This window comes from Azospira oryzae, from assembly GCF_004217225.1.
GTDB lineage: Bacteria > Pseudomonadota > Gammaproteobacteria > Burkholderiales > Rhodocyclaceae > Azospira > Azospira oryzae.
The window spans coordinates 734642-760158 of record NZ_SHKM01000001.1; the positions used below are offsets into that span (position 1 = coordinate 734642).

Consider the following 25517-nt stretch of genomic DNA (forward strand, 5'->3'; position numbering starts at 1 on the left):
GGACGGGGAGACCTTATGACTTGAAGGTTTGGGCGAAGCGTTCCGCATCGAAACCCACGCTGACCTGGTCGCCGTGTTCGATGAGGGGGCGCTTGATCAGGCTCGGATACTCACCCATGAGGGCGATGGCCTTGGCCTCATCCACGTCGGCCCGCTGCGCTTCGCTGAGTTTCTTCCACATCAGGCCCCGGGTGTTGAGCAGGACCTGCCAGCCGGCCTTGCGGCACCACTCGGGCAGCTTGCCTGCCGCCACGCCGGCCTTCTTGTAGTCGATGAATTCGTAGGCGACACCGTTGGCTTCCAGCCAGACGAAGGCCTTCTTCATGGTGTCGCAGTTCTTGATGCCGTATACCTTGAGCATGGCAACTTCCTAATTCAAAACGCCATTTTACCGCTTCAGTTTGGCGAAGGCGGCGGCCATGGCATTCTGGCCGGCGGGCTGGGTATCTTCCCGCTGGCGGGCCTTGGCGGTCATGGGGGCGCCGGCCGGCTTGCCGCCGCCGGTGCCCTTGCCGAAGGCATCGTCCAGCCGCATGGTGAGGGCGATGCGCTTGCGGGCCATGTCCACTTCCAGCACCTTGACCTTGACGATGTCGCCGGCCTTGACCACCTCGTGGGGGTCCTTGACGAACTTGGTGGACAGGGCAGAAACGTGCACCAGGCCGTCCTGGTGCACGCCGATATCCACGAAGGCGCCGAAGGCGGCCACGTTGGTGACCACGCCTTCCAGGATCATGCCGGGCTGCAGGTCGCGCATTTCCTCGACGCCGTCCTTGAAGACGGCGGTCTTGAACTCGGGGCGGGGGTCCCGGCCCGGCTTTTCCAGTTCCTTGAGGATGTCCTGAACCGTCGGCAGGCCGAACTTCTCGTCGGTGTATTTGACGGGCTGCAGGCTCTTCACCAGGCGGGCGTCGCCGATCACTTCCTTGATGCCCTTCTTGATGTCGGCCAGGATGCGCTCCACCACCGGATAGGCTTCCGGGTGCACGGCGGAGGCGTCCAGGGGATTGTCGCTGCTGGGCACCCGCAGGAAGCCGGCGGCCTGCTCGAAGGTCTTGTCGCCCAGGCGGGGCACGTTCTTCAGGGCCAGTCGGTTGGGGAAGGGGCCGTGCTGGTCCCGGTAGGCGACGATGTTGGCCGCCAGGGTCTGGTTGAGGCCGGAAATGCGGGCCAGCAGCGGAATGGAGGCGGTATTTACATCGACGCCGACGGCGTTCACGCAGTCTTCCACCACCCCGTCCAGGGCCCGGGCCAGCTTTGTCTGGGAGACGTCATGCTGGTACTGGCCGACGCCGATGGACTTGGGCTCGATTTTCACCAGTTCGGCCAGAGGGTCCTGCAGGCGGCGGGCGATGGAAACGGCGCCACGCAGGGAGACGTCCAGTTCCGGGAATTCCCGGGCTGCGAATTCGGAGGCGGAATAGACCGAGGCGCCGGCTTCGGACACCACCACCTTGGCCAGGGTCATGTGGGGCGAGGCGATGCGGATCAGGTCGGCTGCCAGCTTGTCCGTTTCCCGGGAAGCGGTGCCGTTGCCGATGGCGATCAGGTTCACATTGTGTTTCTGGGCCAGCACGGCCAGGGTATGCAGGGAGCCTTCCCAGTCGCGCCGGGGCTCGTGGGGATAGATGGTGGCGGTGTCCAGCAGCTTGCCGGTCTGGTCCACCACGGCCACCTTGACCCCGGTGCGCAGGCCCGGGTCCAGGCCCATGGTGGCTTTCTGGCCGGCCGGGGCTGCCAGCAGGAGGTCCTTCAGGTTGCGGCCGAAGACGCGGATGGCCTCTTCCTCGGCCTTTTCCCGCAACACGGTCATCAGTTCGGTTTCCAGGTGCAGGGCCATCTTCACCCGCCAGGCCCAGCGCACCGTGTCGGCCAGCCACTTGTCGGCGGGACGGCCCTGGTCCTTGATGCCGAAACGCTTGGCGATGCGCAGTTCGCAGGGATTGGGGCCGAGGGGCTTGTTCTCCTCGTCCAGTTCGGAATCGAGCACCAGGGCCAGGGAAATGGCGCCCTCGTTGCGGCCGCGGAAGAGGGCCAGGGCCCGGTGGGAGGGAATGTCGCTGATGGCTTCCGAGTATTCGAAATAGTCGCGGAACTTGGCGCCGGCTTCTTCCTGGCCGGCGATCAGGGTGGATTTGAGAATGCCGTGTTCGTCCAGGTAGGTGCGCAGGCTGCCCAGCAGCTCCGCGTCCTCGGCGAACTGCTCCATGAGGATCTGGCGGGCGCCGTCCAGCACGGCCTTGGTGTCGGCAAAACCGGCTTCGGCGTTGAAGTATTTTTCCGCCTCGCTTTCCGGCACCAGGGTCGGATCGGCCAGCAGGGCATCGGCCAGCGGCTGCAGGCCGGCTTCCCGGGCGATCTGGGCCTTGGTGCGGCGCTTCTGCTTGTAGGGCAGGTAGAGGTCTTCCAGGCGCTGCTTGGTGTCCGCCATGTCCACGGCGGCCTTCAGCTCGGGGGTCAGCTTGCCCTGTTCATCGATGCTGGCGAGGACGGCGGCGCGGCGGTCTTCCAGTTCCCGCAGATAGGTCAGGCGCTCTTCCAGGTTGCGCAGCTGGGTGTCGTCCAGGCCGCCGGTGACTTCCTTCCGGTAGCGGGCGATGAAGGGCACGGTGGCGCCTTCGTCCAGCAGGGCCACGGCGGCCATGACCTGTTGCGGGCGGGCGCCCAGTTCTTCGGCGATGCGATGTTCGATGGGAGGCAGCATGAGACTCGGGGGAAAGGGGAAAAAGAGGGCGAACTATGCACCAAAGCCGCCGCATAAGACAAGGCAGCGGGGCCCGCTCGGGGATATGGCATATAAGTGCCGGCGCAACTGAGGTAAGATGACACCTTTCCCGTTCTGTCGGGCTGAGAATGAATGCTGGCGCGGTTTTTCAGCGACAGCCCCATTCATCCTTGCCTGGCGGGACTTGGCGGCTGCCATGCCCCGGAACCCAACGCCGAGACACCCTTTTTGACCAAGCAAAACGGCATTTCCTCGCGACAGTTCGTCTATGTCGTCATCGCCTTGCTGGCCTTGGCGGGCTTTTGCGCCTTGCTGGGTCTGGAACTGAACCATTCCTACGACACGGAAATGGCCTTCGCCCGGCGCAATGTGGAAAACCTGGCGGACAGCCTGGAAGGCCGCACCCGGGGCGCTGTGGAGAAGATCGACCTGGTGCTGCTGGAAGTCCAGTATTCCATGCAGCAGCGCCTGGCCAAGGGTCCCGTTTCGCCCCAGGCCGTCAATGCGGAACTGGCCCGGCTGCTCTCCCGCATTCCCGAGTCCCAGAGCCTGCGGGTGGCCGACGCAACCGGCACCTTCCGCTACGACGCCAGCGGCAAGATCTCCAGCCAGAGCATCGGCGACCGGGCCTATTTCCAGCGCAACAAGAACGATCCCAAGGCGGGCCTGGTCTTTTCCGAGCCGATTTTCGCCCGCATCACCCAGAACTGGGTCATCACCCTCAGCCGCAGCCTGCGGGACAAGGACGGGCGCTTCCTCGGCCTGGTCCAGGCCGCCGTCAATGCGGACAGCCTGCAGCAGCACTTCCAGACCCTGAACGTGGGGGAGGGTGGCGTGGTGGCCCTGTACGACGCCGAACTGCGCCTCATCGCCCGCACCCCGCCCCTGCCCAACCGGCTGGGCAAGAGCATCCTCAACACGGAAATCAGCGACAACATCCGCAGCCGGGAGAAGGGGGCCTTCGAGGCCCTCTCGCATCAGGACGGCATTCGCCGCGTGTTCGGCTTCCGGCGCCTGGAAAACCTGCCCTTCGTGGTTTTCGTCGGCCTCTCCCGGGACGAAGTGCTGTCCGAGTGGTATCGCAAGCTCACCTATTACGGCGCCACTGCCGTGGTGCTGGCCCTGGCCCTGCTGGGCCTGATCCTGGTGTGGCAGCGCAGCTACGTGCGGGCGGTGTCCATGGCCCACACCATGACCAATGCCTACGACGAAAGCTCCTCCCGCATCCGGGCCCTGCTGGACAGCATTCCCGACCTGGCCTGGATCAAGGACAACGCCTTCCGCTTCCACGCCGTCAACGAGGCCTACGCCCGCATGTGCGGCAAGCCGGCTGAGGAAATAATCGGCAAGACCGTGTTCCAGGTCTGGCCCGAAGCCCTGGCGCGGACCTTCCAGAATCACGACGAAGCCGTGCTGGCCAGCGGCAAGCCGGGCCACTTCGAAGTCCTGGTAACCAATGGGGAAGGGCAGCCGCGTACCCTGGACTACATCCGGGTGCCGGTACACAACGAGGAGGGCGAGGTCGTCGGCATGGCCGGCATTGCCCGGGACATCACGGAGCGCAAGGAAGCCGAAGCCCGCATCCGCCATCTGGCGGAGCACGACGCCCTGACCGACCTACCCAACCGCAGCCTGCTCAGTTCCCGCATGGCCGATGCCATCAACCGCTCGGTCGGCAGCCAGGCGCCCATGGCCCTGCTGCTCCTGGATCTGGATCATTTCAAGAACATCAACGACTCCCTCGGCCACGAGGTCGGCGACAAGCTGCTCCAACTGGCGACGGAGCGCCTGCGCCACACCCTGGACGCGGCGGACACCCTGAGCCGTTCCGGCGGCGACGAATTCGCCATCCTCCTCACCGAATGCAGCGGTGCCCCCATGATCGGGCGCATCGCCCAGCGCCTGCTGGAAACCATGGCCCAGCCTTTCAATGTGGACGGGCACGAACTGGTGCTGTCAGCCTCAGTCGGCATCAGCATGTATCCCCACGACGGCACCGACCTCGGCGCCCTGCTGAAGAACGCCGATGCCGCCATGTATTCGGCCAAGGCTGCCGGTCGCAATACCTACCAGTTCTTCACGCCGGAAATGAACGCTAGGGTATTCGAACGCCTGTCCCTGGAAAACAGCCTGCGCAAGGCCCTGCCGCGCCAGGAACTGATGCTCTACTACCAGCCCCAATACCGGGTCGGCGGCGGCGATCCCATCGGTTTCGAGGCCCTCTTGCGCTGGCGTCATCCCGAACTGGGCCTGGTGCCGCCGGCCCGCTTCATTCCCATCGCCGAGGAAACCAACCTGATCCTGCCCATCGGCGAATGGGTCCTGGCCGAGGCCTGCCGGCAGCAGATGGCCTGGCAGAGGGCAGGGCAGCCGGCCACCACGGTGGCAGTGAATCTTTCCCCGGTGCAGTTCCGGCAGCGCAATCTGGTCTCCCTGGTGCAGCGGGTGCTGGCCGAAACGGGCCTGCCGGCCGCCCAGCTGGAGCTGGAAATCACCGAAAGCCTGCTCATGGACGACACCGAACGGGCCGTCGAGGTTCTGCACGAGCTGAAGTCCCTGGGTATCCGCCTGTCCCTGGACGATTTCGGCACCGGCTATTCCAGCCTCAGCTACCTGAAGCGCTTCCCCCTGGACAAGATCAAGATCGACCAGTCCTTCGTGCGCGACATGATCAAGGATTCGGGCGACGCCGCCATCATCCAGGCCATCATCGCCATTGCCGCCAAGCTGGAGCTGGGCGTCATTGCCGAAGGGGTGGAAAACCAGTCCCAGCTGGACTACCTGGCCCTGCACCAGTGCGGCGAAGTCCAGGGTTATCTGTTCAGCCCGCCGGTACCGGCCGCCGAGGTTTGCCGCTTCTTCAATTCGGCCACCCGGGCCCCGGCGCCAATGGCATAATCGGCCGGAACAACCGTCAATTCAGCCAACCAACAACGATTCCAAGAGGAGCGAGCCCATGCAAGTACAAACCCACCTGTTCGGCACCATCGAAGTGGATCCCGACACCGTCATTTCCTTCCCGGCCGGCCTCACGGGTTTCGAATCCAGCGTGCGCTACAAGCTGGTGCATGAGGCGGCAGAAGGGGAGCCGGTCAGCTTCACCCTGCAGTCCGTGGACAATCCTTCCGTGGCTTTCCAGATCATTGACCCGACCGCCATCGGTTTCCAGTACGAACTGGAACTGTCCGACGCCGAACGTGCCGCCCTCAAGGTCGAGCAGCCTGAAGACGTGGCCGTGATGCTGCTGCTGTTCAAGCAGGAGACGGCCAAGCAACTGGGTGCCAACGTGCGCGCGCCGCTGCTGATCAACGTCAAGACCCGGCTCGGTCTGCAGAAGGTGATCGGCAACTGCCGTCCCCGCATTACCGTCAGCAACCTCAGTTCCGCGGTTGGCTGATGCCGAAAGAGGCCTGCGGGCCTCTTTTCTTTTGCAGATCGTATTTTACATAATACAAATTATGCAATTAATGAATTGAGTGACGGGGAGTGAAATCGGCGTTCCAAAACTTCCCGGCACCGCCACCGATCTGCCGATACAGCTCCAACTGCGGCATCAGCATCTCCTCAGACCGCAACCTGACTGTCGCAGCCGATCAATGCTTCCAGAGCCCGGGGTTGCTGCAGCAAATCGGCGAGGGTGTAGCTGTCCAGGACCAGGAACATCCCCGCCAGGGCTTCGGCCAGAACGGCCTTGAGTCGGCAGGCCGGCTGGATGCGGCAGTCCGAGTCGCTGCCGAAGCATTCCACCAGGCTGATGTCGCCTTCCGTATGGCGGATCACCCGCCCCAGGACGATCTGCTCGGGAGCCAGGCCCAGCCGCATGCCGCCGCCTTTGCCCCTTACCGTTTCCAGATAGCCGGCCTTGCCCAGTTGGTGCACCACCTTCATCAGGTGCCCGCGGGAGATGCCGAAGGCGGCCGTGATTTCGGCCACAGTGGCCAGGCGTTCGGGGTGCAGGCCCAGGTAGATGAGCACCCGCAGGCTGTAATCGGAAAAGGTACTGAGCTTCATGACTGTTCACACCGTAAAGATATATTTGTTGTATTGATTTAGGTTGATGCGCCTGTTACATTAAAGATATACGAAATTTCAATCTTTTGGGTGACGGACGCTTTTCTCCAACCGCCCATGTCTTTGCGTTTTCCCCATGTCCCAGCCTCCCAAAGCGCCCAAAGTCATCCCGATTCAACCGATGTTCCAGTCCGACGCGAAGGTGTATCCGCGTTCCATCTCGGGCTGGTTCGCCAACTGGCGCTGGGCCCTGGTGTGGCTGACCCAGGCGGTCTATTTCGGCCTCTGCTGGCTGCCCTGGAACGGCCGTCCGGCGGTGCAGTTCGATCTTGATGCCCGCCGTTTCTACATTTTTGACCTGGTGCTGTGGCCCCAGGACACCATCTACCTGGCCATCCTGCTGGTCCTCTCCGCCCTCGCCCTGTTCCTCTTCACCACCCTGGCCGGCCGCCTGTGGTGCGGCTACAGCTGTCCCCAGACCGTCTATACGGAAATTTTCCTGTGGATCGAAAAGGTGATCGAGGGTGACCGGCCCAAGCGCATGAAGCTGGACGCAGCGCCCTGGGATGCCCGCAAGGTGGGCATCAAGACGGCCAAGCATGGCGCCTGGCTGGCCTTTTCCTTCTGGACCGGCATTACCTTCGTCGGCTATTTCGTGCCCATCCGGGAACTGGTGGCGGACCTGTGGCAGCTGCGGCCAACCCTCAACGAGGCTTTCTGGGTCGCCTTCTATGGCTTTGCCACCTACGGCAATGCCGGCTTCCTGCGGGAGCAGATGTGCAAGTACATCTGCCCCTACGCCCGCTTCCAGTTTGTCATGTTCGATCCGGACACCCTGATCATCACCTACGACGCCGAGCGGGGCGATCCCCGGGGCACCCGCAAGAAAGGCGCAGATGCCAAGGAAAAGGGCCTGGGCGATTGCGTCGATTGCGGCATCTGCGTCCAGGTGTGCCCCACCGGCATCGACATCCGGGACGGCCTGCAGAACGAATGCATCGGCTGCGCCGCCTGCATCGATGCCTGCGACCAGGTGATGGACAAGATGGAATACCCCCGGGGCCTGATCCGCTATTCCACGGAAAACGCCGTCAAGCAGCACTTCGGCCGCAGCGAGATCATCCGCCGCGCCCTGCGTCCGCGCACCATCGTCTATGCCTCGGTGTTCTTCCTCCTGACCGGGGCCACGGCCTGGTCCCTGGCCACCCGGGTGCCCCTCAAGGTGGACGTGCTGCGGGACCGCAGCACCCTGGCCCGGGAGGCGGACGACGGCAGCATCGAAAACAACTACCAGCTGCAGCTGGTCAATGCCAGCGAGCAGCCCCGGCGCTATACCGTGCAGGTGGCCGGCCTCGAGGGCATCCGCCTCAGCCAGCCGGCCCAGGTGTCCCTGGCAGCGGCGTCCACCGGCACTTTGACGCTGCAAATCCGGGTGGATGCGGGGAGCGCGGACAAGGGCGCCCATCCCATCACCCTGACGGTGCAGGACGAGGCTGACGCCACCATCCGGGTGACGGAAAAAACCAAATTCTGGATGCCCTGAAGATCGGCCAGGGGCGGTCTTCTCCGCCCTGCCCCGGCCAGGATGGCCTAACGGCGGCGTCTGCTGATGGGGCGTTGCACCGGTTCCGTCGTCAGCCCCAGGGCCTGACGGGATAGACGATCGGCCTCGCCGTTGCGGTGCCGCGGCACCCAGAGAAACTGCACCGCCTCGAAACGGGCCGCCTTGGCCAGCACGGTCTGCAACAGTTCGGCCAGATGGGGCACCGCGGTATGGGCCTGTCCCTGCAGGTGGCGTACCGCAAAATCGCTGTCACCGCGCACCGTCAGGCGCCGCGCCCCCGCAGCCCAGGCCAGATCCAGCACCTCGGCCAGGGCCAGCAGTTCCGCCTCGTTATTGCAGCCCAGCTGCCCCGGGCGCAGGGAAAGCTCCTGCCGGACACCGCCGGGCGACAGCAGCAGGCCGCCCAGGCCGATGCGTCCCGGATTGGGGGCCGCCGCGCCGTCGAACCAGGCCTGCCAGCCCTCCCCTGCCTCCACCCTAATGCACCGTGCCCTGGGCCCGGTTGGTCTGCTGCCATTCCAGCACCGTGCGGGCCGCATTGCCCATCACCTGGGAACGCAGTTCCCCCGGCAACTGCTTGGCCAGGGCGCCGAACAGCTCCTGGGTCATTTCCTGGCCCAGGCCTTCTGCCGCCAGGGCGTGGGCCAGGCAGCGGATCTGGATGTCGGCCAGGGTGTTGGCCAGGATCATCCAGCCGTGCTGCGGCATGGCCTGGGGCAAGGCCAGCATCATGCCGCCCAGCTGCTGCAGAAGTTGCAGGGCTTCACCCCGGTTTTCCGTGGCGATCATGGTGTGCCAGAGGGCCATGTGGATGGCCTGGCGCAGGTCGGACTTGAAGCTGAAGGCCGCCGTTTCCTCGTTCACCAGGCGCTCGAAGAAGGCCTGGTAGCCTTCGCTCTCCCCTGCCCCGTCCAGGCCGGCGCGCAGGCCGGCCACCATGGCCGAGAGGCCGGTCATGGCGCTGGGACCGTAGACCTGGGCATAGGCCAGGCCCCACTGATCCAGGCCGCTGAGCAGCATGGCCTGGCGCAGGTGGCGGCCGGCATGGTGGTCGCCCGCCTCCCCTTCCCGCTTGTCGTTGGCCCAGCCCATGAGGCGCTGGACGATCTGGGCGATGATCTGGGGCCGTTCTTCCCCCTTGCCCTCCAGGGTCTGGCGGAAAGCCAGGGCAAAGGCCTCCTGGGCCAGGCGGGCGGCTTCCCGTTGCAGGGCGTGGGGCGCCAGGTCGGCGACGGGGTCGTTCAGGGTCTGTTCTTCCATGGGGACTCTTATTTCTGCAGGTTCTGCGAATACATGAAGTTTTCGATGCCGGTTTCGCCGATGCGGAACCAGGCCTGTTGCTGGCTGCGGAAGCGCTGCCAGTCGTTATAGATCTTGCGGAACACCGGATTGCGCTCGGCTTCCTCGTCGTAGAAGGCAAAGGCGGCCTTGTAGGCAGCCTTCATCACGTCATCCGGAAAACGGCGCAGCTTGACGCCCTGGGCCAGCAGGCGCGTCAGGGCCGGCGGATTCTTGGCGTCGTATTCGGCGGTGGTGAGCAGGTGGGCTTCTGCCGCCGCCACCTCGAAGGCCTGCTGGTAGGCCTTGGGCAGCTTTTCCCATTCCCGGGCATTGACAAGGAAACTCAGCTGGGCACTGGGTTCCCACCAGCCCGGATGGTAGTAGTAGCGGGCCACCTTGAAGAAGCCCAGCTTCTCGTCATCGTAGGGGCCGGACCATTCGGCAGCGTCGATGGCGCCCTTTTCCAGGGCCGGATAGACATCGGCCCCGGGAATGGTCTGGGGCACCGCCCCCAGGCGCGCCATGATTTCCCCGCCCAGGCCTGGAATGCGCATCTTCAGGCCCTTGAGGTCGGCCAGGCCCTGCAGTTCCTTGCGGAACCAGCCCCCCATCTGGGCGCCGGTGTTGCCGCCGGGGAAGTTGATGACGCCGTAGTCCCGGTACAGCTCCCGCAGCAGGGTCAGGCCGTTGCCGAAATGCATCCAGGCCGTCTGCTGGCGGGTGGTAAGGCCGAAGGGCAGGACGCTGTCGAAGGCGAATGCCCGGTTCTTGCCGACATAGAAGGAGCCCAGGGTGTGGCCGCACTCCACGGTGCCCTGCTGCACCGCATCCAGGGCCTGCAGACCGGGGACGATTTCGCCCGCGGCGAAGGGGCGGATCTGGAAGCGCCCCTCGGTCAGGGCCGCCACCCGGTTGGCCAGCACTTCGCTGGCGCCGTAGAGGGTATCCAGGCTCTTCGGATAGCTGGAGGCCAGGCGCCAGCGCACCACCGGCTGGCCGTCCGCCGCCCGGGCCGTAGCCGCGCCCAGGGCCACCGAAGCGCCGGCGCCGAGCAGGAAGTCACGTCGTTGCATGGCAGTGTTCCTCCCGAAACCAGGTTGCTGCAGGAAAAATCGGGAGCGGCCGAAACCCGCGTTCCCGCTTACTCCAGGACGGCGCCGGCCTGGCGCAGCAGGTCGGCGATTTCCGTATTGTTGGCGGCCACGGCCCACTTCAGGGCGGTGCCGCCGGCCTCGTTGATCTTGTCCACATCCGGCTTGTGCTTGAGCAACAGGCGCACCGCTTCGATATGGGCATTGCGGGCCGCCACCATGAGGGCGGTGGTGCCGTTGTCGCTGGTGCCGTTGATGTCGGCGCCGTGGGCCAGCAGGTATTCCATCACCTCCAGCTGGTTGTTGAAGGCCGCATAGGCCAGGGGCGGCCAGCCTTCGCTGCGGTTCACCGGGGCGCCGCCGGCCAGGAGCAGCTTCACCACCGGCAGATGGCCGCGGAAGCAGGCCAGCAGCAGGGCGTCGTCGCCGAAACGGTTGCGGGCGGTGACCTTGGCCCGGCGCAGGATCAGTTGGTCCACCAGCTCCGCATTGCCGTTGCGGGCCGCCAGCATGAGCAGGGTGCTGCCTTCGGCATCGGCGGTATTGGGATCGATGCCCCGCTCCAGCAGGGCCACCGCCTCCTCCGTGTGGTTTTCCAGCACGGCCTTGAGGGTGTCGTCGTAGATGCCGGCCAGGACCGGCTGGGCAAGGGGGAAAGCCAGGGAAAGCAGCAGGGCTGCCAGGAGCTTGCGCATGGTGGTTCCTCGAGGGTCAGGCGGCCAGGGCGGTGCCGGCGGCAGGGAAACAGCGGAAGAAATTGGCGGTGGTGGCAGCGGCCACCTCCTGCAGGGTGAGACCCCGCAGGGTGGCGATTTCCTCGGCCACGTGGCGCACGTAGGCCGGTTCGTTGGTCTTGCCCCGGAAGGGCGTGGGCGCCAGGTAGGGCGAGTCGGTCTCCACCAGGATGCGCTCCAGGGGCACCTTGGCGGCCACTTCCTTGACCACCTTGGCGTTCTTGAAGGTGACGATGCCGGAGAAGGAAATATAGAAGCCCAGGTCCAGGGCCTGTTTGGCCACTTCCCAGTCCTCGGTGAAGCAGTGCATGACGCCGCCCACCGCTCCGGCCCCCTCCTCCGCCATGAGGCGGATGGTGTCGGCGGCCGAGTCCCGGGTATGGATCACCAGGGGCTTGCCGCAGGCCTTGGCGGCGGCGATGTGGGTGCGGAAGCGCTGCCGCTGCCACTCCGGCTTGTCCTTGTGCCAGTAGTAATCCAGCCCGGTTTCGCCGATGGCGACGACCCGGGGATGGGCGGCCAGGGCCACCAGCTGCTCCACCGTGGGCTCGGCCCCTTCCGTGTGTTCGGGATGGACACCGACGCTGGCCAGCAACTGGGGATGGGCCTCGGCCAGGGCCAGGACCCGGGGAAAGTCCTCCAGATTGACGCCGATGCAGACGGCGGCCTGGACCTGGTTGGCTGCCATCTTGGCCAGGATTTCCGGCAGCCTGGCGGCCAGGTCGGGAAAGTCCAGGTGGCAGTGGGAATCGACAAGCATGGTTTCTCTACGCGGGGCCGCCAGGGGCCCTCAGATGGTATGGGTGGCGCGGCTGGACTGGAGCAGGCCGCCGAGCAGTCCTTCGATCTTGCGTCGGGCCTCGATGCCGCTCTCGTCGTTGTTGAAATGGATGCCGATGCCCTGGGCCTTGCTGTTCTGGGCCCCGGCCGGGGTCACCCAGACCACGGTGCCGGCGATGGGCAGCTTGGTCGGGTCCTCCATCAGGGAGAGGAGCATGAAAACTTCGTCCCCCAGGGTGTAGCGACGGTTGGTGGGGATGAAGATGCCGCCGTTTTTCAGGTGGGGCATGTAGGCGGCGTAAAGGGCCGACTTGGAGTTGATGTTGAGGGAGAGAACGCTGGGGCGGGCTCCGGCGGCGGCAGGAGCGGCAGAACTTGCGGCATTGGTGTCCGACATGGGGTCCTCGCGTCTTTCAGTACAGGGCCCGGTAGGCGAAGAAGAGTTCTTCCAGTACCAGGCGCAGGTTCAACGGATGCTCAGATTGAGCTTTAAATTTAATCAGCAATCTATTGAAATTTATAATTTTAATAGTGCTTGACGAAGCCGCCAGCTGCCCTATTGTAGCGCCATCGGCCTGGAAGTAGCGCGGCGGCAGCCCCTCTGCCACCAGGGCCAGGTCGGCGCTCCATTTCTGCAGCCATTCCACCGTCCGCTTCATGGTGAGGGCGCCGGATTTGTCCGCCTTGAGGGTTTTCTCGATCAGGGCGGCAGCGGCAATGGGGTCCAGTTGGCGTCCCTTCTGCAACTGTCCGAGCAGGGCATCGAGCAGGCCGCGCTGGCCGCTGCCGGCCAGTTCCGCCGCCAGGCGCGGCGCCCCGCCGGCCAGGGCCAGCCAGCGCCCGCCGTCGCTGACCTTCTGCGCCGCCAGCCAGGCGGTGGCCGCCTGGGGCGATGGCAGGGGCACTTCCACGGTTTGGCAGCGGCTGCGGATGGTCGGCAGGAGCCGGTCGGCCTCGCTCGACACCAGCAGGAACAGGGTGTCGGGCCGGGGTTCTTCCAGGCTCTTCAACAGCGCGTTGGCGGTGTTGCGGTTCATGGCCTCCGCCGGATGCAGTAGGACGATGCGCACCCCCTGGCGGTGGGTGCCGACATGGAGGAAGTCGTCCAGCCCCCGCACCTGGTCGATGGTGATCTGCTGGCTGGGCTTCTTCTTGCCCGTTTCCTCGTCGGCCTCGGCCTCTTCGTCGCTCATGGCCGCCGGTTGCACCAGCCGGAAATCCGGGTGGTTGCCCTGCCCCAGCCAGTTGCAGGCGGAACACTGGCCGCAGGCATGGCCGTCCATGCCCGGCGCCTCGCAGAGCAGGCCGGCGGCGAAGGCCCGGGCCAGTTCGAACTTGCCGACGCCGCGCTGGCCGATCAGCAGGAGGGCGTGGGGAAGCTGGGCACGCCGCCCCTGGAGCCGTTGCCAGGCCGATTCCTGTAATTGAAATATATTCATAAACAAATAATTGAAATCAATTCTTCAATTGATTTCTTAATTTCATCCACGGTCCGGTCGGCCTGTACCACCCGGATACGGCCGTTGGACTGGCCGGCCCGCTGCAGATAGCACTGGCGCACCCGCTCGTGGAAGTCGGCCTCTTCCTGCTCGAAGCGGTCGAGGATGCGCTCCTTGCCGATGCGGGCCTGGGCCACCGCCAGGGGCAGATCGAAAAGCAGGGTCAGGTCCGGCTGCAGGTGGCCGTGGACCCAGTCCTCCAGGACTTTCAGCTTGTCCAGGGAGAGCCCCCGGCCGCCGCCCTGGTAGGCCACGGTGGCATCGGTGAAACGGTCCGAGATGACCCAGGTGCCGGCCGCCAGGGCCGGCTCGATGACCTCGGCCAGGTGCTCCCGGCGGGCGGCGAACATCAGTAGGGCCTCGGTTTCCAGGTGCATGGGCTCGGCCAGAAGCAGGGCCCGCAGCTTTTCCCCCAGGGGCGTGCCGCCGGGCTCCCGGGTGGTGACCACGGTCTTGCCCCGGGCCGTGAGCTGGTCCGCCAGCCACTGGATGTGGGTGCTCTTGCCGGCCCCGTCGATACCTTCGAAGGTGATGAATTTTCCGCGCATGGTCATCCTGTAATCAGCGTCCGCCCCGCTGGTATTTGTTTACCGCCCGGTTGTGCTCGTCCAGGGAGGAGGAAAAATGGCTGCTGCCGTCGCCCCGGGCGACGAAATAAAGGGCCGGGCTGGCAGCGGGATGGAGCGCCGCCTGCAGGGCCGCCTGGCCGGGCATGGCGATGGGCGTGGGCGGCAGGCCGCCCCGGGTGTAGGTATTGTAGGGCGTATCGGTGAGCAGGTCCTGACGCCGCAGGTTGCCGTCGAAGCGCTCGCCCATGCCGTAGATGACCGTGGGGTCGGTCTGCAGCAGCATGCCCTGGCGCAGGCGATTGACGAAGACTGCGGCGATGTGGGGCCGGTCCGCGGCCCGACCCGTTTCCTTTTCCACGATGGAAGCGAGGATCAGGGCCTGGTAGGGGTGCTGCAGGGGCAGGCCCGGGTCCCGGGCCGCCCACTCGGCCTGGAGGCGCTTCTGCATGGCCCGGTAGGCCCGGGCCAGCAGGTCTAGGTCGCTGGACTGCTTGCTGAAGAGATAAGTGTCGGGGAAGAAAAGTCCTTCCGGATGGCTTTCGGCGGCGCCGATGCGCTGCAGCAGTTCCCGATCCGACAAGCCGGCGCCGTCATGGCGCAGGTCGGGGTGGGCGTTGAGCTTGTCCCGCAGCTGGCGGAAATTCCAGCCCTCGATGATGGCCAGTTCGCTCTGGCTGACGTCGCCCCGGGTCAGCTTCTGCAGCAGGGCCCACAGGGTGATGCCCTGCTCCACCTCGTAGCTGCCCGCCTTGAGGGCCGCCGCGCTGCGGCTGGCCCGGGCCAGGGCCTCGAAGGCCCAGGGATTGAGATCGATGCCCGCCTCCACCATCTGCCGGGCGGCTGCGCGGGCACTGCTGCCGGGCTGCACCTGGAAGTCCAGAGGCGAGGCATTGAGGCGGACCGGGCTCAGGGCCAGCCAGGCCAGGCCGCCGCCGCCCAGCAGGGCCGCGAGGATTAGCAGGGACAACAGTCTGCGGAACAAGCGCATAGGAAAGCGGGTCTAGGGGAACGGCTGCCGCCACCGGCCTGGCCGTTGCCGAGAATTCGGGGTAAAAGGAGGCGATATAATAGCCCAAGCCCTGTATTCTCCCCAGCTATTGACGCCCGCGCCGGCCAATGACGACGCGGACCTGCTGTACGAGCCGGCCCCCGATGGCCGACCGTTTCCGACAAGCGACTCACGAAAACCCTTAACTTTCCCCCAATTGCCACGGAAATCCCCATGAACGCTCTCTGGAAAACCACCCTGGAAACGGCTGGCGCCAAGTTCGACGCCGATCTGGTCACCGATTTCGGCGATGCCGCCGGCGAACGCCAGGCCGCCCTCAACGGCCCGGTGCTGGCTCCCCTCTCCCACCTGGGCCTGATCGCCGTCGGCGGCGAGGATGCCAAGTCCTTCCTGCACAACCAGGTGACCAGCGATGTGAACCACCTGAAAGCCGAAGCGGCCCAGCATTCCGCCTGGTGTACCGCCAAGGGCCGCATGCTGGCCAGCTTCCTGCTGTGGAAGGAAGGCGACGCCTACCAGGTGCAGCTGGCTGCCGAACTGCAACCCGCCATTCAGAAGCGCCTGCAGATGTTTGTGCTGCGGGCCAAGGTGCAGATCACCAGTCGCAGCGACGAAGTGGCCCTGATCGGCCTGGCCGGACCGGGCAGCGCCGCCCTGCTGGCCCAGGCAGGTTTGCCGGTGCCGGCCCAGCCCCTGGAAGCCCAGGAGGCGCCGGCGGGCAAGGTGATCCGCCTGGAAGGCAACGAGCGCTTCGAAATCGCCGTGGCCGTGGCCGCCGCACCCAGCCTGTGGGCAGCCCTGGCCGCCGGTGCCCGCCCCGTGGGCACGCCGGTATGGCAATGGCTGCAGATCCAGGCCGGCATTCCCCACATCAGCGGCCCCACCCAGGAAGCCTTCGTGCCCCAGATGGCCAATTTCGAACGCATCGGCGGCGTCAGCTTCCACAAGGGCTGCTATCCGGGCCAGGAAATCGTCGCCCGCACCCAGTACCTGGGCAAGGTCAAGCGCTCCCTCTTCCGCGCCAGGGTGGCCGCTACGGTAAAGGCCGGCGACGCCCTCTTCTCCACCCTGGCCGACGAGAACCATGGCGGCACCGTGGTCAATGGGGCACCGGCAGCCGACGGCAGCTGGGAGCTGCTGGCGGTGATTCCGGAAAACTGCGCCAGCGGCGGCCCGGTGCATGCCGGCGGCCCGGACGGCCCGGTGCTGGAACTGCTGCCCCTGCCTTACTAAAACTAGTGCCACAGCGGACACAGAGACCAGCAGGGGAAACTGTCACGGTTTCACCGTCATAGCCGTACTACGGGCGCCTACGGCCTTCCTGTCTTTTCTCTGAGATCTCTGTGCCCTCTGTGGCTATAGGTTTCCCCATGTGTCTCATCCTCCTCGCCTGGCAGACCCATCCGGATTACCCCCTGGCGGTTTGTGCCAACCGGGATGAATTCCATGCGCGCCCCACCCTGGCCGCCGATTTTTGGAGCGACCAGCCCGGCATCCTGGCCGGACGGGACCTGCAGGCCGGCGGCACCTGGCTCGGCATCGACCGGCGCCGGCGCTTTGCCGCCGTCACCAACTACCGGGACCCCAAGGCTCCCGAAGGCCAGCGTTCCCGGGGCGACCTGACCCGGGACTATCTGGCCGGCGACCTCTCGCCCCAGGACTTCCTCTCCGGACTGGACGGCGGGGCCTACGGCGGCTTCAACCTGTTTCTCGCCGACCGGGACAGTCTCTGTTACTACTCCAACCGGCAGGGCCGCATCCAGGAACTTCCGCCCGGCATCTACGGCCTTTCCAACCATCTCCTGGAAACCCCCTGGCCCAAGCTGGTGGCGGCCAAGGCCCGTTTCAGCGAGGCCCTGCAGGCCCTGCCGGAGACCGAACCCCTGTTCCGTCTGCTGGCCGATCCCACCCGCTGGCCCGACGAGCACCTGCCGGATACCGGCGTCTCCCTGGAATGGGAAAGAATGCTCTCCGCCATCTTCGTCCAGTCGCCGGCATACGGCACCCGGGCCTCCACCGTCCTGACGGTGGATCGGCAGGGAGAGGTCTGCCTGACGGAGCGCAGTTTCAACGCCGCCGGCCCCAGCGGTGAAGTGCAGCGGCGCTTCCAGGCTGACTAGGATGACCCGGGCGCCCTGTTAAGGGGGCCGCCGCCGCAAGCTGAAGGCCTTTGGTGGCGCGGCGCCATCCACCGGGCCATCGGCAGGCAAGATTGCTATTGCCGATGCCGACGTGCCTCGACATCAAATAAATCGGCATTTTTCCAAGAATCGTTTGACAGCCTCCTGGGGGGTGCGTATAACGGATCGGGCTAAATCTTCAAGTTCCAGATTCAAGTTCATCGTTGTCCCTCTGCATAGTGGTACTCCATTGTTCCATGTGGTCTCCCTTGATTATTGCGCGCCTCGAGCATCTGCTCATTTTTTAAGCTGTTTTTAAGGAATACAAAATGGAAACTGGTACCGTTAAGTGGTTCAACGACGCTAAAGGCTTCGGCTTCATCACCCCGGACAATGGCGGCCCCGATCTGTTCGCCCACTTCTCCGAAATCAAGGCTGACGGCTTCAAGTCCCTGAGCGAAGGCCAGAAGGTGAACTTCGTCGCCGGTCAAGGCCAAAAGGGCCCCCAGGCAACCAACATTCAGCCCCTGTAATCCAGGTTCGCTGAACGGTTGTAAAAAAAGCCCCGCACTGCGGGGCTTTTTTCATGGTGCCGGCCGTGGCACCGCTTTTGGAATTTCCATCTGCACGGCCCCAGTCCCCAAAGCTCAATCCTCGACGATATCCACTTCCGTAAACGCCGGGACCCGCTCGAAAAGATCCACGATGTCCGCATTGCCCATGCGGATGCAGCCGTGGGACGCCGGCGTGCCCAGGGCGGCCTCGTCCGCCGTGCCATGGATGTAGATGTAGCGGGCCATGGTATCCACCGGGCCGAGCCGGTTGAAGCCTGGCTCCCGGCCACAGAGCCAGAGAATGCGGGAGAGAATCCAGTCCCGCTCCGGCGTGGCGGCAGCCAGTTCCGGTGTGCAGATTTCGCCGGTGAAGCGGCGGCCGCGGAATACGGCATGGGTCGGCAGGCCCTCGCCGATCTTAGCCCGCACGTAATGGCAGCCCCGGGGAGTACAGAAGCTGCCGCTCTCCTCCCCCGCGCCCCCGGCCGAGGTGGAGACGGGATAGGCGCGCAGCACCCGACCCTGGTCGTCCAGCAGTTCCAGGACCTGGCGCCCGAGGGAGACGCGCAGTTTCATGCCTTGGCCGCCTTGCGCCGTTCGGCAAAGAAGCGGGAGAGCAGCTGGCCGCATTCGTCGGCCAGGACGCCGCCGACGATTTCCGTGTGGTGGTTGAGCTGGTCCACCGCGAACAGGTCGAGCACGCTGGCGTGCACGCCGGTCTTGGGGTCCCGGGCGCCATAGACCACCCGGGCGATGCGGGAATGCATGATGGCGCCGGCACACATGGCGCAGGGTTCCAGGGTGACGAACAGCTCGCAGCCGGGCAGCCGGTAATTGCCCAGGTTGCGGGCCGCATCCCGCAGGGCCGCCACTTCGGCGTGGGCCGTGGGATCGCTGTCGCCGATGGGCGAATTGAAACCCCGGCCGACGATGACGCCTTCCCGCACGACGACGGCACCCACCGGCACCTCCCCCAGGCAGCCGGCAGCCACGGCCTGGGACAGGGCTTCACGCATGAAAAATTCGTCGGTCATGGGCGGAAAAAGGACGGCAAAGAGGCGAAATAAGGGAAAAAGGTGGCAGACAATCGAAGCAGGCCCATAGTTTACCTCATGGCCTGCGGGCCCAGCGCCTATAATCGCCCCTTCGCCTCATGCTGCCGCCCGTTTCGCCATGCCTGCAAAAGCCAAAGCCACGCCCGCCCCTGCCGCCGCCTCCATGCCGGAAATCCGCCCCGGCCAGTCCCTCGAGCTGCTCAAGGAACTGCACATCCTGACCCGGGACGGCAAGATGAACCAGGACAGCCGGCGCAAGCTGAAGCAGGTCTACCACCTGTACCAGTTCATCGAGCCCCTGCTGCTCGAGCTGCTGCAGGACAAGCCGGAATTCACCCTGGTGGACCACGGCGCCGGCAAGAGCTACCTGGGCTTCATTCTGTACGACCTGTTCTTCAAGTCTGGCGCCCCCCTGGCCCGCATCGTCGGCATCGAGACCCGGGACGAACTGGTGGGCAAATCCCGGGAACTGGCCCAACGGCTGGGCTTTCCCGGCATGGAATTCCACAACCTGTCGGTGGCCGACTCCATCACCTCGCCCCTGCTGCCGCCCCGGGTGGACATGGTCACGGCCCTGCATGCCTGCAACACGGCCACGGACGACGCCATCCGCTTCGCCCTGGAAAAACGGACCCGTTTCATCGTCCTGGTGCCCTGCTGCCAGGCGGAAGTGGCGGCGGTGCTGAACAAGAACAAGAGCAAATCCCTCGGCCAGACGGTGCTGACGGAAATCTGGCGCCACCCCATCCACACCCGGGAATTCGGCAGCCAGCTGACCAACGTGCTGCGCTGCCTGCAGCTGGAGGCCCACGGCTACCAGGTCCGGGTGACCGAACTGGTGGGCTGGGAGCACTCCATGAAAAACGAGCTGATCATCGCCACCTACAAGAACCTGCCCCGGCGCAAGCCCGCCGAGCGCCTCAACGAACTGCTGCAAAGCCTGGGACTGGAAGAGATGCAGTCCCGCTTCTTCACCGCTGCGCCCGACCGGACGGCGCATTCCGAATCATCAACGTAGCAGACCCGCGAAGGAATCCAGTTGGCCAAAACCAATTTTCAGTTTGAAAAACGCCAGAGGGAATTGGCCAAGAAAAGGAAAAAGGAGGAAAAGCTGCGCCGCAAGCAGGAAGGCCTGCCGGACGACACTCCGGAAAATCAGGAGCCGGCTGAAGGCAGCGAAGGCACCGCCAACGACGACGCCCCGCCTGCCGTGCCCGCCGCCTGATCTGGCTTCACGCCTCCCCAGTCGCCGAACCGTCCGGATTCTTCCGGCGCTTCGGCGATTTGTTTTTGCCCTCCCCCAGGAAGCGGGAGCGCATCAGGCTTTCCTGCCAGATGCCGGCCACGGCGGCGCCGGCGGCGAAGCTACCCTGCAGGTCGCCGCTGGAAACCGCTTGCAGCAAGCCTTCCAGCGCCCGCCCCAGGGCCGCCTGTTCGGCCGCCTGGCGGGCCCGGTAGAGGCGCATGTTCTGCTTCACCTGCTCACTGCGTTCCGCATAGCGGCTACGGGGCCGTCCCCGGCTGGGGCGTTGTTCCGGATTGGCGTCGTCCATGGCAGTTAATTTTGATAACGTTATCTAAATTATAGACGATGGGCGCAAAAAAGCCGCCCCGGGGCGTAACCCCGGGACGGCCTGGGAGAGACGGGCGCAGACGTCGTCAGCCCAGCACGGACGGCAGCAGGGCCTCCAGCGGCGTGGTGGGACGGCCGATGAGGCGGCTCAGCTGGTGCTGGTCGTCGAACAGGGCGCCCCGGGCCGCAGCGGCATCGGAGTCGGCCAGCAGGGCCGCCAGGGGCGCCGGCAGGCCGGCCTTGAGCAGGGCGGCCTCGAAATCGGCCTGACTCAGGTTCACATAGGGCACGGCCCTGCCGCTCAGGCGGGTGATGGCGGCGGCCAGATCGGCCAGGGTGTAGGCCGTGTCCCCGGCCAGTTCATGGACCTTGCCGGCCTGATCGGGCTGGGTGAGGACGGCAGCGGCCGCCTCGGCATAGTCGGCCCGGGCCGCCGAGGCGATGCGCCCCTCGCCGGCGGCGCCGATGTAGGCGCCGTGCTGCAGGGCCGGAGCGACGCTGGCCAGGTAGTTCTCGGTGTACCAGCCGTTGCGCAGGATCACGTGGGGCAGTCCGGACTGGCGCAGCAGGGCTTCGCTCTGACGATGCTCTTCCGCCAGCCCGAGGGGCGAGGCATCGGCATGCAGCAGGCTGGTGTAGGCCAGCAGGCCCACGCCGGCCGCCTGGGCGGCCTCGATGGCGTTGCGGTGCTGGGGCAGGCGCTGGCCCACTTCGCTGGAGGAAATGAGCAGCACCTTCTCGGCGCCGGCGAAAGCGGTACGCAGGCTTTCCGGTTGGCTGTAGTCGGCCTGGCGCACGACGATGCCCTGGGCCGCCAGGTCGGCAGCCTTGGCCGGGGTGCGCACGGCGGCGACGATGCGACTGGCGGGAACCTGCCGTTGCAGCAGGGACTGGATGACCAGGCGGCCCAGTTGGCCGGTGGCACCGGTAACGACGATCATGGATTTGCTCCTTCATCTCTGGTTTCGGGCGGAAAGCATTGGCCACTGGCCACCTCCCGCCCCGGGCTTGGGTTTAGCCAAGGGAAATGGGAGAATAGCAACCATACGAACTAAAAATAAGTACGCACACAAAGGTAAGTACCCATGCCCTCCTCCCCACCCGCCGTTCCGGCCCCCACTCCCGCCGAGACTCCGACCCTGGCCGAACTGATGCGCCGGGGCGACGTCTTTTCCGACCGCTGCCCCTCCCGGGAAGTGCTGCAGCACGTCACCAGCCGCTGGGGCGTGCTGGTGCTGGTGGCCCTGCTGGAAGGCACCCACCGCTTCAGCGACCTGCGGCGCAAGGTGGCCGGCGTCAGCGAACGCATGCTGGCCCAGACCCTGCAATGGCTGGAGGCCGACGGTCTGGTGCGGCGCCAGGCCTTCCCGGTGGTGCCGCCCCATGTGGAATACAGCCTGACGGGCCTGGGCCGGGAGGCCGGGGAGCGGGTCCAGGCCCTGGCGGACTGGATCGAGGGCAACCTGGCGGACATCCTGGCTGCCCGGGAGACGGTGCAGCGGGACAAGTCCGCCAACCGCCCCAAATAAGGGCTCGCGACCATGACCTCCAGCAACTTCCACCTGCGCCCCATGCAAGGGGCCGACCTGCCCGCCGTGGTGGCGCTCCAGGCCCGGGCCTACGCGCCCTTCTTCCATGAGGACGAAGCCGTCTTCCGCGGCAAGCTGACGGCCTTTCCGGACTGGTGCTGGGTGGCGCAGATGGCAGACGGCGAACTGGCCGCCTACCTCTTCACCCAGCCCGCCCGCCTGGGCCGCCCGCCCTGTCTGGGCGATGGGAGCGGTAGCCATAAGGATGGTGCCGATACCCTGCACCTGCATGACATGGCCGTCAGCCCCCTGGCCCGGGGGACAGGACTGGCGGCCCGCATGACGGCCCATGCCCTGGAGGCCGCGCAGAAAGCCGAGTTCCGGCATGGTCGCCTGCGGTGGGCCAGCCTGATAGCCGTCCAGGGCTCCGTGCCCTACTGGGCCCGTCACGGCTTCGTTCCCGGGCAGGTAGCGCCCGATCTTTCTTCCTACGGGCCGGGAGCGGCCTACCTGGTCCGCCCCCTGGCTCCCGAGCTGGTGCCCTAGCCCCCCACCACGCCACCGTCTTCGCGCCGGATCACCACGGTGCCGGAACGGGGCCGGCCGGCGGGCGTTTCCGGGAACTGGCTGTGGGGCCAGTGGGAAATGGCGGTGGCCTTGGCCGGCTCGGAACGCTCGCTGGCCGGCTCCCCCGGGTGCTGGATATTGACGAACAGGGCCCGCCCGTCCGGCGTGCTGGTGATGCCGGTGATCTCGCAGCCCTTGGGCCCGGTGAGGAAGCGCTTGACCTGGCCCGTCGCCACGTCGGCCACCAGCATCTGGTTGTTGCCCAGGCGGGCGTAGTCGCTCTGGTTGAGGACGCTGGTGGAAACGTCGGTCTGGATCCACAGTCGCCCGGCGGCGTCGAACCACAGGCCGTCCGGGCTGCCGAAGGCATCGCCCTTGATGTTGCCGCGGCGGGAAGCCTCCGGATGCTGGGGATCGCCGGCCAGGAGGAAAATGTCCCACTCGAAATCCAGGCTGCCGGCATCGTGCCGGCCCTTGGCCGGAGCCTCGCGCCAGCGCACGATGTGGCCGAAGACGTTGTCGGCCCGGGGATTGGCGGCATTGAGCCCGGGCACTTCACTGGTACCGCGCTTGACGTTGTTGGTGAGGGAAACATAGACCTCGCCGCTCTTGGGATGGACGGCGATCCACTCGGGCCGGTCCATTTTGGTGGCGCCCACCTGGTCGGCGGCCTGGCGGGTGCGGATCAGCACCTGGGCCTGGTCGGCAAAGCCGTTTTCCGCCGTGAGGCCGTTCTTGCCGTGTTCCAGGGCCACCCAGCGCCCCTTGCCCTCTTCGCCGAACTTGGCCACGTACAGGGTGCCTTCGTCCAGCAGGCTGGCGTTGGCAGCCCGGTCGCCGGGCTGGTAGATGCCCCTGGAGACGTACTTGTAGATGTACTCGAAGCGCTCGTCGTCGCCCATGTAGACCACCACCCGGCCATCCGCCGCCAGGGTCACGGTGGCGCCCTCGTGCTTGATGCGGCCCAGGGCGGTGCGCTTGACCGGCGGCTGCATGGGGTTCCACGGATCGATTTCCACCACCCAGCCGAAACGGTGGGGCTCATTGGGGTGCTTGGCGGCGTCGAAGCGCTCGTCGAACTCGTGCCAGCGGTAGCCGGCGGTCTTGTCGTTGATGCCGTAGCGCTTCTCGTCCGGCGTGGCGTTCTTGCCGGTCTTGAAGTAGCCGTTGAAGTTCTCTTCGCAGGTCAGGTAGGTACCCCAGGGCGTATGGCCCATGGCGCAGTTGTTGAAGGTGCCGAAAATGAGCCGGCCGTGGGGATCCTGGGCGGTTTTCAGGCCGGCACTGCCGGCGGCCGGGCCGGAGACGGTGATGGCGCTCTGGGCCGTGATGCGGCGGGCGTAGGCGGAAGGCCGTACCACCTGCCAGCGGCCGCCCTCCTCCTTCACTTCGATGACCGAAACCCCGTGGGCCGCTTGGGACTTGGCCACCTTCTCGGCAGACCAGTCGGCCATGCCGCCGGTGTGGAGCAGGCCGTCATCCGTGTATTCGTGGTTGATGCACATCAGGCCGTGAGTGGAAGAGAGCTTCTTGCCCTCGACGAAGGGGAAGAAATGCATGCCGTCGTGGTGGCTGCCGGACTGCAGGCCCTGCTCGGCGGCACTGTTGCCGCCATCGGCGCGATAGGCCGGGCCGTCGGACACCGGGTCGCCCCAGGCATAGAGCAGTTCGGCCCGGTAACCGGCCGGCACCCGTACCTGGTCCAGCTGGGAAACCGGGATGGGATCGAAACCGATGGGCACCTTGGCCGCCCGCCCGGCACCGGAAGCCGCGCTGACGGCTGCTGCCGGCAGGGGCAGGCCGGCCAGGGCAGCGGCTCCCAGGCCGCCGGCCAGCATCTGGCGGCGAGCGGGACTGGCCAGGTCGAGAAGATGGGGATTGGGACTGGCATTGCTGCAACAGGCGTCGTCGAAGTCTTTCATGGGAGCCTCGTGGCGAAAATTGTCCATTGTTCGCGCCCCATGTGACAGAACCATGACAGGTGGAAAGGGGTTGGGGGTGCCAACGGCTCAGGCAAGACTTGCAGGGGGAAGAATAATGCCGGACAATTTTGTGAAATATTTCACACAAGTGATCGCCATGGATCAATTTGAAGCCCGCCGTCGCCGCGAATGGATGCTCGTTGGCCTGGTCCTGTTGCTGGCCGTGCTGGCCAACCTGCCCCACGACCTGAGCCAGGCCCTGCATCTCAACACCAACTACCTGGTGGCCGTCCTCGGCCTGATGGTGCTGCTGGCCCTCTTCCTTTACGTCCGCTTCACCTTTTTCCTGCTCTACGCCCTGCTGGTGGTCGGCGCCAACCTGCCGGACCAGTGGGCCGATGGCCTGGGCGTATCGCGCATGCCCCTGCTCATCGCCCTCGGCTTCATGGTGGCCGGTTCCCTGGTGAATCAGGTCACCCGCCTGGTGCCGAGCGGCCTGGAGCCCAAGCCCAAGGTGAAAAGCAGCGAAGGCACCCGAGCCCTGTGCGGCGCGGTAGAACGGAACAACCTGTCCCTGGCCCGCCGCGTCCTGGCCATGGAGATCGATCCCAACCAGATGGACGAACAGGGTCGTCTGCCCCTGGCGATGGCCGCCATGAACGGCCACCTGCCCCTGGTACAGGCCCTGCTCCAGGCCGGCGCCAATCCGACCCAGGCGGCCGGTGACGGCCAGACCGCCCTGATGCTGGCGCAGCAGCACGGCCATGCCGAAGTTGTGAGTGCCCTGCGGGAGACCTTGAAGGATCGGCAGGACGACGAAATGCCGCGCCTCAACCCGGATTCGAGCTTCATCCGGACCTGATCCCCAGGACTCGGAATAAAAAAACCGGACTTCGCGTCCGGTTTTTTTGGGGGCCAGGCTGCCTGATATCTA

At 65.8% G+C, this 25517-nt stretch carries 28 protein-coding genes; 11 read left to right on the forward strand and 17 right to left on the reverse strand.

All coding sequences use genetic code 11. From position 1 onward, the window contains the following. Positions 1 to 13 precede the first annotated feature (13 nt). On the reverse strand, positions 14 to 361 hold the full coding sequence (locus EV678_RS03415; RefSeq protein WP_130458517.1) for an arsenate reductase: 348 nt from the start codon (positions 359 to 361) through the stop codon (positions 14 to 16). Positions 362 to 388: 27 nt separating this feature from the next. Beyond that, positions 389 to 2704, reverse strand: coding sequence for a Tex family protein (locus EV678_RS03420; protein ID WP_130458518.1), 2316 nt, complete (start codon positions 2702 to 2704; stop codon positions 389 to 391). A 249-nt stretch (positions 2705 to 2953) separates the two neighbouring features. On the opposite strand from EV678_RS03420, the gene EV678_RS03425 reads away from it, so the two are divergent. Continuing rightward, positions 2954 to 5623: a bifunctional diguanylate cyclase/phosphodiesterase gene (locus EV678_RS03425; RefSeq protein WP_130458519.1), complete on the forward strand. Its 2670-nt coding sequence runs from the start codon at positions 2954 to 2956 to the stop codon at positions 5621 to 5623. Between the two features lie 58 nt (positions 5624 to 5681). Next, a complete protein-coding gene (fliW, locus tag EV678_RS03430; RefSeq protein ID WP_130458520.1) occupies positions 5682 to 6122 on the forward strand; it encodes a flagellar assembly protein FliW in 441 nt (146 codons plus the stop codon). Between the two features lie 167 nt (positions 6123 to 6289). Here the strand turns inward: fliW and EV678_RS03435 are convergent, their stop codons facing one another. Beyond that, complete coding sequence (locus EV678_RS03435) at positions 6290 to 6736, reverse strand: RrF2 family transcriptional regulator (protein WP_130458521.1); 447 nt, start codon at positions 6734 to 6736, stop codon at positions 6290 to 6292. A 136-nt stretch (positions 6737 to 6872) separates the two neighbouring features. Between EV678_RS03435 and ccoG the strand changes: the two genes are divergently transcribed. Next, entirely contained in the window at positions 6873 to 8279 is a 1407-nt protein-coding gene (ccoG, locus tag EV678_RS03440; protein ID WP_130458522.1) for a cytochrome c oxidase accessory protein CcoG, read from the forward strand. 47 nt (positions 8280 to 8326) lie between these two features. Here ccoG and EV678_RS03445 read toward each other — a convergent pair whose 3' ends face one another. The 9 genes from EV678_RS03445 to mltG all read right to left on the reverse strand — a co-directional run bounded on the left by EV678_RS03445 (position 8327) and on the right by mltG (position 15242). Then, complete coding sequence (locus EV678_RS03445) at positions 8327 to 8776, reverse strand: ribonuclease HI family protein (RefSeq protein ID WP_207222156.1); 450 nt, start codon at positions 8774 to 8776, stop codon at positions 8327 to 8329. 1 nt (position 8777) lies between these two features. Further along, positions 8778 to 9560, reverse strand: a complete 783-nt coding sequence (locus tag EV678_RS03450) for a hypothetical protein (RefSeq protein ID WP_130458524.1) — start codon at positions 9558 to 9560, stop codon at positions 8778 to 8780. Between the two features lie 8 nt (positions 9561 to 9568). Further along, positions 9569 to 10654, reverse strand: coding sequence for a TRAP transporter substrate-binding protein (locus EV678_RS03455; protein WP_130458525.1), 1086 nt, complete (start codon positions 10652 to 10654; stop codon positions 9569 to 9571). A gap of 68 nt (positions 10655 to 10722) precedes the next feature. Continuing rightward, on the reverse strand, positions 10723 to 11367 hold the full coding sequence (locus tag EV678_RS03460; RefSeq protein ID WP_130458526.1) for an ankyrin repeat domain-containing protein: 645 nt from the start codon (positions 11365 to 11367) through the stop codon (positions 10723 to 10725). Positions 11368 to 11383: 16 nt separating this feature from the next. Beyond that, positions 11384 to 12166, reverse strand: a complete 783-nt coding sequence (locus tag EV678_RS03465; protein ID WP_130458527.1) for a TatD family hydrolase — start codon at positions 12164 to 12166, stop codon at positions 11384 to 11386. Between the two features lie 30 nt (positions 12167 to 12196). After that, positions 12197 to 12583, reverse strand: coding sequence for a PilZ domain-containing protein (locus tag EV678_RS03470; protein ID WP_014237684.1), 387 nt, complete (start codon positions 12581 to 12583; stop codon positions 12197 to 12199). A gap of 16 nt (positions 12584 to 12599) precedes the next feature. Then, positions 12600 to 13625 (reverse strand): DNA polymerase III subunit delta', encoded by a 1026-nt coding sequence (holB, locus tag EV678_RS03475; protein WP_130458528.1) that lies wholly within the window; start codon positions 13623 to 13625, stop codon positions 12600 to 12602. Beyond that, positions 13622 to 14233 (reverse strand): dTMP kinase, encoded by a 612-nt coding sequence (gene tmk, locus EV678_RS03480; RefSeq protein WP_130458529.1) that lies wholly within the window; start codon positions 14231 to 14233, stop codon positions 13622 to 13624. Before tmk ends, holB begins: the two co-directional genes overlap by 4 nt. Positions 14234 to 14246: 13 nt before the next feature. Then, complete coding sequence (gene mltG, locus EV678_RS03485; protein WP_130458530.1) at positions 14247 to 15242, reverse strand: endolytic transglycosylase MltG; 996 nt, start codon at positions 15240 to 15242, stop codon at positions 14247 to 14249. 234 nt (positions 15243 to 15476) lie between these two features. Between mltG and ygfZ the strand changes: the two genes are divergently transcribed. From ygfZ to EV678_RS03500, 3 genes are all read left to right on the forward strand, one after another. Beyond that, a complete protein-coding gene (gene ygfZ, locus EV678_RS03490; RefSeq protein ID WP_130458531.1) occupies positions 15477 to 16496 on the forward strand; it encodes a CAF17-like 4Fe-4S cluster assembly/insertion protein YgfZ in 1020 nt (339 codons plus the stop codon). A 137-nt stretch (positions 16497 to 16633) separates the two neighbouring features. Next, positions 16634 to 17383, forward strand: a complete 750-nt coding sequence (locus EV678_RS03495) for an NRDE family protein (RefSeq protein ID WP_130458532.1) — start codon at positions 16634 to 16636, stop codon at positions 17381 to 17383. Between the two features lie 329 nt (positions 17384 to 17712). After that, on the forward strand, positions 17713 to 17916 hold the full coding sequence (locus EV678_RS03500) for a cold-shock protein (protein WP_014237690.1): 204 nt from the start codon (positions 17713 to 17715) through the stop codon (positions 17914 to 17916). Positions 17917 to 18030: 114 nt separating this feature from the next. Here the strand turns inward: EV678_RS03500 and EV678_RS03505 are convergent, their stop codons facing one another. After that, positions 18031 to 18513: a L,D-transpeptidase gene (locus EV678_RS03505; RefSeq protein WP_130458533.1), complete on the reverse strand. Its 483-nt coding sequence runs from the start codon at positions 18511 to 18513 to the stop codon at positions 18031 to 18033. Beyond that, positions 18510 to 18971: a tRNA adenosine(34) deaminase TadA gene (tadA, locus tag EV678_RS03510; RefSeq protein WP_014237692.1), complete on the reverse strand. Its 462-nt coding sequence runs from the start codon at positions 18969 to 18971 to the stop codon at positions 18510 to 18512. Before tadA ends, EV678_RS03505 begins: the two co-directional genes overlap by 4 nt. 139 nt (positions 18972 to 19110) lie before the next feature. Here tadA and EV678_RS03515 point away from each other — a divergent pair, with 139 nt between their 5' ends. After that, complete coding sequence (locus tag EV678_RS03515) at positions 19111 to 20010, forward strand: class I SAM-dependent methyltransferase (RefSeq protein WP_130458534.1); 900 nt, start codon at positions 19111 to 19113, stop codon at positions 20008 to 20010. 63 nt (positions 20011 to 20073) lie between these two features. Further along, positions 20074 to 20217, forward strand: coding sequence for a hypothetical protein (locus EV678_RS03520; protein ID WP_235832400.1), 144 nt, complete (start codon positions 20074 to 20076; stop codon positions 20215 to 20217). 7 nt (positions 20218 to 20224) lie between these two features. Here the strand turns inward: EV678_RS03520 and EV678_RS03525 are convergent, their stop codons facing one another. After that, positions 20225 to 20545, reverse strand: a complete 321-nt coding sequence (locus EV678_RS03525; protein ID WP_130458536.1) for a hypothetical protein — start codon at positions 20543 to 20545, stop codon at positions 20225 to 20227. A gap of 106 nt (positions 20546 to 20651) precedes the next feature. After that, positions 20652 to 21506 (reverse strand): SDR family oxidoreductase, encoded by an 855-nt coding sequence (locus EV678_RS03530; RefSeq protein WP_130458537.1) that lies wholly within the window; start codon positions 21504 to 21506, stop codon positions 20652 to 20654. A 144-nt stretch (positions 21507 to 21650) separates the two neighbouring features. Between EV678_RS03530 and EV678_RS03535 the strand changes: the two genes are divergently transcribed. Then, a complete protein-coding gene (locus EV678_RS03535) occupies positions 21651 to 22094 on the forward strand; it encodes a winged helix-turn-helix transcriptional regulator (RefSeq protein WP_130458538.1) in 444 nt (147 codons plus the stop codon). A 12-nt stretch (positions 22095 to 22106) separates the two neighbouring features. Then, entirely contained in the window at positions 22107 to 22640 is a 534-nt protein-coding gene (locus EV678_RS03540; protein WP_130458539.1) for a GNAT family N-acetyltransferase, read from the forward strand. Here the strand turns inward: EV678_RS03540 and EV678_RS03545 are convergent. Further along, positions 22637 to 24583 carry a PhoX family protein gene (locus EV678_RS03545; protein ID WP_130458540.1) on the reverse strand — a complete coding sequence of 649 codons (1947 nt, stop codon included), beginning with the start codon at positions 24581 to 24583 and terminating at the stop codon, positions 22637 to 22639. The genes EV678_RS03540 and EV678_RS03545 overlap by 4 nt on opposite strands. Positions 24584 to 24740: 157 nt before the next feature. On the opposite strand from EV678_RS03545, the gene EV678_RS03550 reads away from it, so the two are divergent. Next, complete coding sequence (locus EV678_RS03550; protein WP_157870640.1) at positions 24741 to 25445, forward strand: ankyrin repeat domain-containing protein; 705 nt, start codon at positions 24741 to 24743, stop codon at positions 25443 to 25445. The last annotated feature ends 72 nt before the right edge of the window (positions 25446 to 25517 follow it).